General features: G+C 63.6%; 13 protein-coding genes. 2 read left to right on the forward strand and 11 right to left on the reverse strand.

Going from position 1 to position 10,850, the window contains the following annotated elements:
• Positions 1 to 40: 40 nt before the first annotated feature.
• The 6 genes from C480_RS04040 to C480_RS04065 form a co-directional block, all read right to left on the reverse strand.
• Positions 41 to 994 (reverse strand): homoserine dehydrogenase, encoded by a 954-nt coding sequence (locus C480_RS04040; RefSeq protein ID WP_006664345.1) that lies wholly within the window; start codon positions 992 to 994, stop codon positions 41 to 43.
• On the reverse strand, positions 994 to 1,704 hold the full coding sequence (locus C480_RS04045) for a hypothetical protein (RefSeq protein ID WP_006664346.1): 711 nt from the start codon (positions 1,702 to 1,704) through the stop codon (positions 994 to 996). The genes C480_RS04040 and C480_RS04045 overlap by 1 nt, the downstream gene beginning before the upstream one ends.
• A 156-nt stretch (positions 1,705 to 1,860) precedes the next feature.
• Positions 1,861 to 2,226, reverse strand: a complete 366-nt coding sequence (locus tag C480_RS04050) for a NifU family protein (RefSeq protein WP_006664347.1) — start codon at positions 2,224 to 2,226, stop codon at positions 1,861 to 1,863.
• A 75-nt stretch (positions 2,227 to 2,301) separates the two neighbouring features.
• On the reverse strand, positions 2,302 to 3,735 hold the full coding sequence (locus tag C480_RS04055; protein ID WP_006664348.1) for an LVIVD repeat-containing protein: 1,434 nt from the start codon (positions 3,733 to 3,735) through the stop codon (positions 2,302 to 2,304).
• Positions 3,736 to 3,793: 58 nt separating this feature from the next.
• On the reverse strand, positions 3,794 to 4,771 hold the full coding sequence (locus tag C480_RS04060) for an ROK family protein (protein ID WP_006664349.1): 978 nt from the start codon (positions 4,769 to 4,771) through the stop codon (positions 3,794 to 3,796).
• Positions 4,772 to 4,888: 117 nt separating this feature from the next.
• On the reverse strand, positions 4,889 to 5,347 hold the full coding sequence (locus C480_RS04065) for a universal stress protein (protein ID WP_006664350.1): 459 nt from the start codon (positions 5,345 to 5,347) through the stop codon (positions 4,889 to 4,891).
• 139 nt (positions 5,348 to 5,486) lie between these two features.
• Between C480_RS04065 and C480_RS04070 the strand changes: the two genes are divergently transcribed.
• Positions 5,487 to 6,245 (forward strand): SDR family NAD(P)-dependent oxidoreductase, encoded by a 759-nt coding sequence (locus C480_RS04070; RefSeq protein WP_006664351.1) that lies wholly within the window; start codon positions 5,487 to 5,489, stop codon positions 6,243 to 6,245.
• A gap of 49 nt (positions 6,246 to 6,294) precedes the next feature.
• Here C480_RS04070 and C480_RS04075 read toward each other — a convergent pair whose 3' ends face one another.
• Positions 6,295 to 7,527 (reverse strand): digeranylgeranylglycerophospholipid reductase, encoded by a 1,233-nt coding sequence (locus C480_RS04075; protein WP_006664352.1) that lies wholly within the window; start codon positions 7,525 to 7,527, stop codon positions 6,295 to 6,297.
• Between the two features lie 244 nt (positions 7,528 to 7,771).
• Between C480_RS04075 and C480_RS04080 the strand changes: the two genes are divergently transcribed.
• On the forward strand, positions 7,772 to 8,551 hold the full coding sequence (locus C480_RS04080; protein ID WP_006664353.1) for a DUF7839 domain-containing protein: 780 nt from the start codon (positions 7,772 to 7,774) through the stop codon (positions 8,549 to 8,551).
• Between the two features lie 29 nt (positions 8,552 to 8,580).
• Here C480_RS04080 and C480_RS04085 read toward each other — a convergent pair whose 3' ends face one another.
• From C480_RS04085 to C480_RS04100, 4 genes are all read right to left on the reverse strand, one after another.
• Entirely contained in the window at positions 8,581 to 8,826 is a 246-nt protein-coding gene (locus C480_RS04085) for a hypothetical protein (protein ID WP_006664354.1), read from the reverse strand.
• 225 nt (positions 8,827 to 9,051) lie between these two features.
• Positions 9,052 to 9,819: a proteasome assembly chaperone family protein gene (locus C480_RS04090; protein ID WP_006664355.1), complete on the reverse strand. Its 768-nt coding sequence runs from the start codon at positions 9,817 to 9,819 to the stop codon at positions 9,052 to 9,054.
• 6 nt (positions 9,820 to 9,825) lie between these two features.
• Positions 9,826 to 10,005 carry an RNA-protein complex protein Nop10 gene (locus C480_RS04095; protein WP_006664356.1) on the reverse strand — a complete coding sequence of 60 codons (180 nt, stop codon included), beginning with the start codon at positions 10,003 to 10,005 and terminating at the stop codon, positions 9,826 to 9,828.
• A gap of 114 nt (positions 10,006 to 10,119) precedes the next feature.
• Positions 10,120 to 10,850, reverse strand: a 731-nt coding sequence (locus C480_RS04100) for a translation initiation factor IF-2 subunit alpha (RefSeq protein WP_006664357.1), incomplete at its 5' end; no start/stop codon positions are given.

Consider the following 10,850-nt stretch of genomic DNA (forward strand, 5'->3'; position numbering starts at 1 on the left):
GAAACGAATACTGACGGCTGAACTCGACTGTCGTGCTCAGTTACAGTGGTGGAAGACGACCCACGTCGGAGAGGACTGCCGTCGCCGTTTCGGGACCGCCAGCGCCTCGACCGCTCGAATGAAGCGAGCCGGCGTTTCGGGTTTCGATCTGGACGATATTTCGCGTCCCGGTCACAGCGAGGGCCCCGTTTTCGGGGACGAGTCGTGGACTCACACGGACCCCGTCACGAGTTGCCTCGCCAATGAGTCGAATCGTGCGCCCGTCTTCGGCGGCGAGTTCAAGTGCGCTGCCGGGGACGTTCTGAATACCTTCGACGGTTGCATCGTCGAGCGAGAAGCCGCCGTCCGCCAGGACGTTTGCGAGGATGACGAACTTCAGGGCGGCATCGGTGCCGTCGACGTCGAACGTGGGGTCGGCTTCGGCGACGCCTAAGTCCTGGGCTTCCGCGAGGACGTGTTCGTAGTCGAGTCCCTCAGCAGCCATACGGGTGAGGATGAAGTTCGCGGTGCCGTTGAGGACGCCGCGGACGGCGGTAACGGCCTGCGGCGTCGAGTCTTCGATCGTCGAGAGGACGGGGATCGCGCCGCCGACGGTGGCCTCGAATCTGATCGCGCCTGCACTGCCGGCTTCCAGTTCGCGGAGTTCGTCGTAGCGTTCGGCGACGGGGCCTTTGTTCGCGAGGACGACGTGGCGGTCGGTCTGGAGTGCACGTTTCGCGTGCGTAAAGCCGGGGTCGGCGTCGCCGAGTGTCGTCGGGGTGGCCTCGACGAGCACGTCGTAGTCGGTTTCGAAAACGGCTTCGGGAGCAGTCTCGCCCAGGTCGTCGCCGCTTCGTTTGCGCTCGACTACGTCCGTCACGTCGATGCCCTCGGAGTCGACGGCGGCGCTCGTCGAGTCGGCGAGGGCGACGACCTCGTGTTCGTACTCGCCGGCGAGTTCAGCGACGGAGCGGCCGACGTTTCCGGCGCCGAGGATCGCGAGGCGCTGTCCCATCAGGCGTCACCTCCGAGGAGCGGCTCGACGACGGTGAGGTCCTTGGCCGAGCCGATCGAGCGGATGGCTTCGAGCGCGGCATCGGTTCGGCCGGAGTCGACGGCGAGTCGCAGTCGGGCGCTGGAGGTGGCCTCGGTGCCGTCGGGGGCGGCGAGCGAGAGGTCGATGACGGCGGCGTCCGCCTCGGTTTCGATCCGCGAGAGCGTCTCCGAGAGGTCGTTTTCGACGAGGTGGCCGACGAGGACGACGCTGATCTCCTCGCCGTAGCGTTCGGCACCGGCCTGGATGACGTTGACGCCGGCACCGCGGAGTCCCTCGACGACGTCGTCGAACCGATCGGGTGGGCATTCGAGGTCGACTTCGACGGGGATGTGGCCGCGGGGTGTGATGTTGCCCCGCTCGTGGTGTATGCTCAGGAGATTGCCGCCGTTGTCCGCGATCGGGGAGAGCGCACGAAGGAGCTCGCCGGGTTCGTCGACGAGTTCGAGGCGGACGGTGTAGGCGTGGACGCCGCCGTCGGTTTCGGTCTCGGTTTCCGTTTCTGTTTCCGCGTCTGTTGTGGTTTCGGCGTCCTCGCTGTCCGTGTTGGGGTTGCCGTCGGCGTCGTCGGATGTGGCCGCGTGGTCGACAGCGGTCGTCTCTGGGTCTGCATCTCCAGTTGCGTCCGCCTCGTCGGCCGCCTGGCCGTCTCCGGCGGGTTCGTTACCCATTACCCTCACCTCCTGCGGTCGGACATCCACACGTCGTCATGGTGACTTACTCCGTAACTCGAGCGTAAAAGGATATAGGAACTCTCAAAACTGACCGATCCTGCCAACGACAAGCACACGGCGAGGGGATGTTCGCTATCGATCGAAACCAGCAGTTCAGAGGTGGTCTTTTCCGGGATTCGACGATCCCCAGTCGCCGCGGCCGCCTTCGGTCCGGTCGACCCCCATAATCGACTCGGCCTGGTCCGGCCCGCCGAGGCTTTCGCGAGCGTCCGGCACGCGAACCGTCACCTCGTCTATTTCGGGCCACTTGAGGAGTTCAGCCTCGATATTGCCCGTGGTCACGTTGCTGACCGAACAGCCCTTGCACCCACCGCCGAGTTCGATGATGACTTCGCCGGACTCCGGATCGGCCTCGCGGACCGCGCTGGTTCCGCCGTGCATCTGGATGATCGGCATCTCGCGGGCGAGCCACGTCTCGACGCGTTCCCGAAGCGGCCCGTCGGCATCGGAATCACTCATTGTCCGCCCTACGAACTCGAGGAGTGAATAGGTTTGGTCCTCGAGCGACCGGACCGTGAACTGCGACCGAACTCGTTAGGAACGCAGTCGGCGACGCAGCCACGCCGCGCCGACCATACCGCCTGCGAGTCCCGTTGCGCCGGTCGCGGCGGTGAACCCAGGGATCGACTCGCCGATGGCGCCGCCGTCGGAACTGTCGGACTCGGTATCGCCGCTGTCCGGGTCCGTCGGGAACGTAACGAGTTCACCCGTCGTCCCCGCCTTGGGAATCACGTCGGTGCTGCTCGCGACGAACGCCGTCTCCGGGTCGAGGATGCGGGCGGTCCAGAAGCCGGTCGTTTCGGCGTCGCGCCAGGCGGCGAGTTCGGTTGGATCGGCGGGGTCGGAGACGTCGTGAATTTTGACGCCGCCCTGGTACCAAGCGGAGTAGAGCCGGCCGTTCCGGAGTTCAAAGTTGTGGGCGGTCGTCCACGTGCCGCCGCGGTAGGATTCGTCGTCGGCTGCGGGGGCGTCGATGCTGGCCCGTCGGGTGGGCTCTGTGGGGTCGCTTACATCGTAGAGATCGATCCCGCCGGCCCCGTCGGGGTCGTCGCTGCCGGTGGCCCAGGCCTCGCGCCCGACGGCCATGAGGTCGCCGGTGTCGTCGACGGCGGCGTAGTGGTCGTTGCCGGGGAGGCTGAACTGGGCCGTCTCGTCGTCGAGCGTGCGCTGTTCGTCGCGGTCCAGTTCGGGATCGACGACGTGCGAGACGTACGCTGGCGCGTCCGGGTCGCTCACGTCGACCAGGTAGGTGCCGGCGTTCCAGAACGGGAGGTACGCGATGTCGTCCTGGACGTAGACGTCGTGGACGTAGCGAGCGAGCCAGTAGAGGTCTTCCCACGTAGAATCGTAATCGAGAAGCGACCAGCGGCCGCGTTCGGTGACCGTGTCGTCGCCGAGATCGAAGATGACGAGTTCGTTCGCCGCGGGCGGCGGGCCGTTGGAGACGACGAACAGGCGGTCGCCCTCGAGATAGCAGTTGTGGATGTGAAAGCCGGTTTCGTAGGGGTCGATAGCGGTGGTCGGATCGGCGGGGTCGCTCACGTCGTAGCAGCAAAAGCCGTAAAAGACCTCCGCAGAGGTCGGATTGGCGGGGCCGGGGACGACGAGCCGGTCGCCGTCTACTTCCACGTCGAGGATTTCGATGAGCGGGGTTCCGTCGACCGTGATCCCGCCCTCGCGAGCGAGCACCGTCGGGTCCGCGGGGTCGGAGACGTCAACGGTCGCAAAGCCCGTCGTGGTTGCGACGTACGCGATTTCGCCGTCGTCACCGACGACGGTTTCGGCCGCGCGGTCGATCTCCACGCGCCCGAGCGGTTCGTACGACGACGGCGTCGCATCCTGGGGCGTCGAACTGACGTTCGACGTGCTATCCTGCGTGGCTGCGGGAGCGCCGGTGGCGGCGGTCGCGGACACCGAGAGAGCGACCCCCGCCGCCAGTCCGGTTCGGAGGAACGATCGGCGGCGCATACAGGCATCTCGACCTGTTGATTCAAATACTATTGGTTCTCCCGCGAGTTCGTCGGTGTCAGTTTTGGAGGCGAGTCCGATCGCCGGTCCCCTGCGTCAGTGCGCTCGCGATCGCGCCTTCGAGAACGACGTCGTCGCCGTGGTCGGTCACTCGAATTTCGGGGACGTTCGTCATCACCATGTCGGAGACGCGGTCGCGAATCGGGTCGACGACCAACGCTTCGTTGTGGAGGGCGACGGCTCCGCCGAAGGAGATCATGATCGGCGCGAACGAGTGGATCACGTTCGTTATCCCCATGGCGTTCCAGTGGGCCAGTTGGTCGATGACGTAATCGGCGAGTTCGTCTTCGCCGGCGAACTCGAAGACGTCCTTGGCGGTGAAGTCGGGGCTCTCGAGCGGCAGGTCGGTCGAGATCGTGGGGTCGTCCTCGGCGAGCAGGCGTGCGTAGTCGGGAATGGCGTTACCCGAGCAGTAGGCTTCCCAGTGACCGTTGCGGCCGCAGCCGCAGGTCAGGCGACCGCGCGGGTCGACGACGCAGTGGCCGACCTCGCCGGCGTTGCCGTCCCAGCCGCCGAGGATTTCGCCGTCGCAGCAGATGCCGGCTCCGACGCCCGAGGAGATGGTGATGTAGACCATGTCGTCGGGGTTGCGGTCGGCGTGAAAGCGCTCGCCGATGACGCCGGCGGTCGTGTCGTTGTGGAGGTAGACTTCGTCGGTATCGAGCAACTTTTCGATCGGTCCCGTGAGCGGAATGCGGTCGATCGAGTCCGGGAGGTTCGCCGGATCGATCACGGCACCCTCCGCGAGGTCGAACGGGCCGATCGAGCCGATACCGGCGGCCACGACCTCGCCCGGCGTGACGCCGGCGTCGCCGCAGGCTTCTCGAAGCGTTCGAAGAACGCCTTCCGTAATGTCGATTCCCGTCGGTCCACGTGGTGTGGCGTTCCGACTGACGCCGATCGTCGTCCCGTCGTCCGCGGCGACGGCCGCCCGGACGTTCGTCGCGCCGAGATCGACGCCCGCATAGTAGACCATCCTATTCGAATGAGCGCCGCGGCGTTACTTAACTACACATATTGTACTCGACAACGAGTAGTGACTGCGACAGATTTCATCCCGTGTTATCGGCTGACTACCGACGATCGGCGATACTCACTCGTCCTCGCTCCGGACGAACGTCACCGGACAGGGGGCCGAGAGGAGTACTTCCTGTGCGGTCGAGCCGAAGACTGCCTTCCCCGTCGGCGACCGCCGCCGTCCGCCGACGACGACCCGATCGGCGTCGACTGCCGTTGCCATGTCGACGATCGCTGGCCCGTGGTCGCCGACGGCCCCTCGCGTCTCGTAGTCGATCTCGTACTCGTCGAGCGTCTCCTGTAATTCCCTGATCGTCGAGTGGCGCATCGCGACTTCGTCCGGATCGTCCTCTGCCACCTCAGTATCGAAATCCAGGCGCGTCAGTACCTCGTCGTACTCGGAACTGGTAAAGACGTGGCCGAGAACGACCGTCGCACCCGCTGGCGCTGCGATTTCGACGACGGTTTCTGCCAGTTTCTCGCTTCGATCAGCATCACCCGGTCCAACCGCGAGAAGGACGGTTTGTAGCGTCATGTCTCGACTATATTCGCCATCCTACTTAAGTGTCAGACCTGGTGTCCAAACTGGCGCTGCGGGACCAGAAACAGCACCGATAGCGCCTCCCGAAACCCGCTGGCGAGCCATTTTTCCACCCACCCGATGAGAACTCCGTATGAACGATCCAGCACTCGATGGACGTACAGTCCTCGTGACGGGAAGCGCCCGCGGCATCGGACGCGAGCTCCTGCTTTCGATGGCTGACCACGGCGCACGAACCGCCGTTCACTACCACACGAGCGCCGAGGCTGCCCGTGAAGTCGCCGCGGAAGCGCGCTCCCGCGGTGCCGAAGACACGATGACCGTCCAGGGCGACGTTACCGATCCCGACAGCGTCGACGGCCTCTTCGCCGCGGTCGAATCCGAGCTCGGGCCCGTCGACATCCTCGTCAACAACGTCGGCGACTTCGCACCACGCCGCTGGGATGAACTCGAGTTCGAAACGTGGAACCGCGTTCTCGAGACCAATCTCAACGGGACCTATCTCTGCTCGAAGCGGGCGCTTCCGGCGATGCGCGAGAGTGACAGCGACAGCGACGGCGAGTACGGCCGTATCGTCAACATCGGCTACGCCTCGAGCGAGAAAGGGCTCGTCAGCCCGGTTAACTTCCCGTATTTCGTCGCAAAAGCGGGCGTATTAATGTTCACCCGGATGCTCGCTGCGGAGACGCAAGACGACGGCATCACCGTCAACGCGATTTCGCCCTACGTCGTCGAGAACTCCGAGGAGTTCCCCGAGGAACTGCCGCGCGATCGTCCCGCGAGTTTCGACGATCTGATCCAGCCGCTGCTGTTTTTCCTCGACCCGGATTCGGGATACATCAGCGGCGAGAACGTCGAAGTCGACGGCGGGTGGCTCCCGGAACGCGTCTGAGTTGGCGGAATCAGAATACGTATGCGGGCGGCTGCCGACGGATTGTCCCTCAGAAACCGAACTCCTGTTTCGCGAACTGGGCGAGCAGCGGCACGTCCTCGAGACCGAGGAGGTTGGAGATAGCGCGGACGTTCCCCCGGTTTGCCTTCGCCAGCGTGTCGTCACCGAGTCGGTTCAGGTCCTGCATCAGCCGGTCGTAGCGGTCGTTATCCGCGAGATACAGGAGTTTCGTCATCCACAGTCGGTTTTGCATGTTCGGGGCGACCTCGCGGTGCCAGAGCGTCTCGTAGACTTCGAGATTCTCTGCGGTGGGCTCGATATTGCCATGCTTGAGGCAGCTATCGGCCGCGGCTGCGGCCATCCGTCCGGACTGCATACACTTGTTGATCCCCTCGCCCCAGAGCGGATCGACCGTCGGCACGGTGTCTCCGATCGCCATGAAGCGGTCGGTGTGTAACTTGTTCGGCATCTGGATGTGTGCCGACCCGCGGTGTTGTTTCTCGTCGAACCGGGTTGCGTCCCGAAAGCGCGGGTCGGTTTCGACCCAGTGATCGAGGTAGTCGTCGATGCTGAACCCGTCACGGGCGTACTGGTCGTGACTCCCGTTTTGAATGTAACAGAGGCCGACCTTGGCCGTATCCTCGCCGGTGTGGAAAATCCACGAGTAGCCGCCGGGTGCGATCTCGTGATCCAATCGCAGCATCATCGCATCGTGGAGATCCGCGAAGCCGGGCCGATCGATGTCGATTCCCTCGAACTCGTACTCGATGCCGATCGCGTGATTCGTCCGCTTGAGGTCCGTCACACCGAGTTTCTTCGCAAGCGGTGCGGCCGGTCCCGTCGCATCGACGATGATTTCGCCGTACACCTCCTCGTCGCCGTTGTACGTCACACCGACGATCTCGCCGCCCTCCATGATCGGAGCCGTAACCCGCGAATCGAAGCGATACTCCGCTCCCGCGGTCTGGCCCTCCTCGACGAGGAACCGCTTGAAGTCGGCGAACTCGAGAACCGCCCCGGACTGTTCTTTGACGAAGTAATCCGTCGGCGATTCGAGGACGACGCTATCGGTATACTGCATCACCACCTCGTCCGGAATGCCGAACGCGGACATCATCGACGGGAACGTCCCCGCCGTCGACTTGTTGCTCTGGCGCGGGAACTCCTCTTCGACCTCAGTTTCGAGGACGACGACATCGTAGCCTCTCGTCGCGAGGTCACGGGCACACTGGGCACCGGCCGGTCCGGCACCGGCGATCACCACGTCGTGGCGGTCGTTCATACTTTCCAGACTCTGTCGAACCCTAATGAGTTTGTTCAGTCGTCCCTGCGACCTGACTGCACTCGAGCCACCGGCGTGTGGCTCGGTATCTTCCGTGCAGGCTACGGGCTCCGATGACTTACTACCGTTACTACCGGACCGAGTCGCTTGTAGCTTTCACTACCCGCGCACCGAGTGCAGCGCCCGTCGTCAGTTCGGCGTATCGACCGCGTACCTTTTTGCCACCCCTCGAAAAATGCACCGTATGGTCGACGTCCTCGACAACAAACGGGCCGCGACGCGATTCCGGATCCTCGTCCAGATCGCCGAGCGCCAGCCCGCCGTCAGCCAGGGGGAGATCGCCGAGGAAGTCGGCGTCACGAGCCAGGCCGTCAGCGAGTACATTCGCGAACTCGTCGACGACGGGCTCGTCGAGAAGGAAGGCCGTTCGCGCTATCGCGTCACTCGCGAAGGTGTCGACTGGCTTTTCCACGCCGCCGACAACGTCCGTCGCTTCGCAGATCACGTCACCGGCGACGTGCTCGCCGCGATGAGCGAGGACGCCTACATCGCCACCGACGACATCGAAGAGGGCGATACCGTCTCGCTCTCGCTCGACAACGGCCACCTTCACGCCACACCCGGCGGCGACGGACCCGCAACCGGCATCGCCACCACCGACGCCGAAGCCGGCACCGACGTCGGCGTAACGAGTTTCGAGGGCGTCATGGAACTCGAACCCGGCTCCGTGACGGTGTTCCAGGTCCCCTCCGTGCGAACCGGCGGTAGCCGAGCGATCGATGCGGCCACCGTGACCGACGCCTGCGACGACGCCGAACTCGTCGTCGCAACCGGCGTCGAAGCCGTCGTCGCCTGCCGACGGGCCGCCGTCGAACCCGCGGTTACGTTCGCCGTCGGCGAGGTCGCCGCCGACGCCGCCGAACACGGACTCGATGTCACCGCAATCGCGACCACCGATGCCGTCGGCCGTGTCACCGATGCGCTCCGTGACGCCGATGTCGCCTACGAAGTGCTCGAAGGCTAGGGGCCGGCGAGACGCCGCAGCTCGTTCCGTCACTGGGCCGGCAGTTGGTCGACGATTCCCTCGAAAACCGTTTTTGGAATGTGATAGAGCTGTTCGCCGCCCATCGAGCGGGTTTCTTTGACGAGAACGATTTCGTTTTCGATATATTGCTTCTCGACGTTCGCGATGAATTTCGCCTCGTACTTGGAAATCGAGTTCGCTGACTCCTCGTTCTCGAAATCACGAATCGTAGTCCATTCGTCGCTATTAAGAAGTGTTTGGGCGTTTCTTTGCATTACAATCACATGATTATTGGATTGGGTTGATAACGCTTCCCATAATAGGAACTAAGATTTATAGATTCCCTAGAACGACCCCTCCTATGGAAACGATCTACCACCTCACGCACTCCTTCTGCATATAATTCACAAAATATCTACAAAAAGTACACAGATACGCACACATGTCCGCGCTGTTACTTGCGGCCCGAAACTCCCCCCGCACGGCTCTCGCAACCGAGTTCAGCCGATGTAGCGCAAATCGTCGTCCGTCGGCACGTCCATCTGCTGTTGTTGCTCCATCTCCTGAATCTTGCCGATCACGCCCTCCATCTCGTCGGCCCGCTCGTCGAGCGTTTCGTAGTCCAGTTCGATGTCGAGTACGTTCTCAAGCACTTCGAGGACGGCACGCGCACTCTTCGGGTCGACGAGATATCCGCTCGTCTCACCCATCAGACACGCGGCCTCAAATCCGCGGCGCTCGCCGAGTCCCAAGAGCAGCCCCGAGACACCGACGATGCCACCCGCCGGCTCGTCTTCCCTGAACTCGACGCCCGCTTCCTCGAGTTCACCGAGCATCGACTCGTCGCTGACAGCGCCGACGACGGCATACTCATCGATGAGTTCACCCGTCGGCACGCCGCCGAGTGCGAACACTTCGCTCGCGCCGAACTCTTCGGCGATATCGAGGAAGGCACTCGTCAGCACGTAGTGGCCTTCGTTGGTCTGGGCCTGATGATCGCCGGTCAACAGAAGTAGATCGCGGCCCTCTTCCGGCGAGATTGCGTAAATCTCGACGCAGGTGAGTTCGGAGACGCCACCCTCGATGCTCACCTGCGGCGGGAACTCGTGTGAGTACACCCGTCTAACGAGCGTACTCTCGCCGTCGAGTTCTTCGAGCAGGTGGTCGACGGCGAGTTTGCCGACGTGTCCGACGCCCGGCAGCCCCTCGACGAGTACGGGGTCGTCCAGTGCAGCCTCGGCGACCGCGTCGATGTCGAGTTCGTCCATACCCTATCAGCGGTTGCGACGTTTAAGAGCGCGTCGGTACTCGCCGTAGGGGTCTTCCGGATTGAAGGGTTCGGGGGCGCTGTTCTCGGTGGGTGCGCCACAGTCGGGACACGTTTCTGACAGGCTGTATCGCGGTCGGTCGTGTCGGTCGCGCCACGCCGAACAGACACGGATGTCGGATTTCATTGGATCTATAGTGGTGTGCGTCTGGAGCGGTGGATCGATTCGATGCTGTCGATCCGAACGCCCGGGGTCAAAGACCGCGTCTGACCCCGCTATCGGTGTCTCGGCCGCGTTCGACTACTCCTCGTCCGTTCGGGGATCGCGGTGATACTCGCCGTCGCCGCCGTGGCCCTCGATGGCAGCGATTGCACGCTGGGCGCTCTCCTCGAGTTGGGATTCGGCTGTCTTGTAGTTGGGTGCCTGCACGCGGATGCGGTACTCGGGTGCGCCGACGTAGGTGACGTCGAGGTCGACCTCTTCTGGAACCTCTCCGTTTCCTTCGGCTGCGGTCAGCGCCTCGCGGATCCCGTCGACGCCGCTTGCAGACGGGTTCTCGAGGTCGACGTAGCCGGTCACGTTGACGTACGGCACCGAGACGTTTTCGCGGGCGGTTTCGACGAGCGCGTCGATCTCGTCGTCCGTGAGTTCGGTGTCTTCGAGCGCCTCGTGGCCGTGGATCGCGGCCTGTTTGAAGCCCTCGTAGAGGCTGCCGTGAGCACCGATCAGTTCGTTCGCGATCGCGGTGTATTCCTCGTCTTCGATCTCCTCGCCCGTGGCCAGATCCATCCAGTTGTCGGCCTTCTGCTCGTTTTTCCACTGCTGGATCTTCTCGGAGCGCTGGTGATCGTTGACGTCCTTGAGCGAGAGATCGATCTGCTGGGACCCCTCGTCGACGTCTAGGACCTTACAGACGACGATCTGGCCCTCGCGGACGTGGTCGCGGACGTTCTTGATCCATCCGCTTGCGACCTCGGAGATGTGAATCAGGCCGCGCTTGTCCTCGTACTCCTCGAGATCGACGAAGACAC

The sequence above is a fragment of the Natrialba aegyptia DSM 13077 genome (genome assembly GCF_000337535.1).
Lineage (GTDB): Archaea > Halobacteriota > Halobacteria > Halobacteriales > Natrialbaceae > Natrialba > Natrialba aegyptia.

Excerpts from the sequence above, each read along its gene's own strand:
- C480_RS04040 (WP_006664345.1), bottom strand. The coding sequence starts at position 994 with ATGGGACAGCGCCTCGCGATCCTCGGCGCCGGAAACGTCGGCCGCTCC.
- C480_RS04045 (WP_006664346.1), bottom strand. The coding sequence starts at position 1,704 with ATGGGTAACGAACCCGCCGGAGACGGCCAGGCGGCCGACGAGGCGGAC.
- C480_RS04050 (WP_006664347.1), bottom strand. The coding sequence starts at position 2,226 with ATGAGTGATTCCGATGCCGACGGGCCGCTTCGGGAACGCGTCGAGACG.
- C480_RS04055 (WP_006664348.1), bottom strand. The coding sequence starts at position 3,735 with ATGCGCCGCCGATCGTTCCTCCGAACCGGACTGGCGGCGGGGGTCGCT.
- C480_RS04060 (WP_006664349.1), bottom strand. The coding sequence starts at position 4,771 with ATGGTCTACTATGCGGGCGTCGATCTCGGCGCGACGAACGTCCGGGCG.
- C480_RS04065 (WP_006664350.1), bottom strand. The coding sequence starts at position 5,347 with ATGACGCTACAAACCGTCCTTCTCGCGGTTGGACCGGGTGATGCTGAT.
- C480_RS04070 (WP_006664351.1), top strand. The coding sequence starts at position 5,487 with ATGAACGATCCAGCACTCGATGGACGTACAGTCCTCGTGACGGGAAGC.
- C480_RS04075 (WP_006664352.1), bottom strand. The coding sequence starts at position 7,527 with ATGAACGACCGCCACGACGTGGTGATCGCCGGTGCCGGACCGGCCGGT.
- C480_RS04080 (WP_006664353.1), top strand. The coding sequence starts at position 7,772 with ATGGTCGACGTCCTCGACAACAAACGGGCCGCGACGCGATTCCGGATC.
- C480_RS04085 (WP_006664354.1), bottom strand. The coding sequence starts at position 8,826 with ATGCAAAGAAACGCCCAAACACTTCTTAATAGCGACGAATGGACTACG.
- C480_RS04090 (WP_006664355.1), bottom strand. The coding sequence starts at position 9,819 with ATGGACGAACTCGACATCGACGCGGTCGCCGAGGCTGCACTGGACGAC.
- C480_RS04095 (WP_006664356.1), bottom strand. The coding sequence starts at position 10,005 with ATGAAATCCGACATCCGTGTCTGTTCGGCGTGGCGCGACCGACACGAC.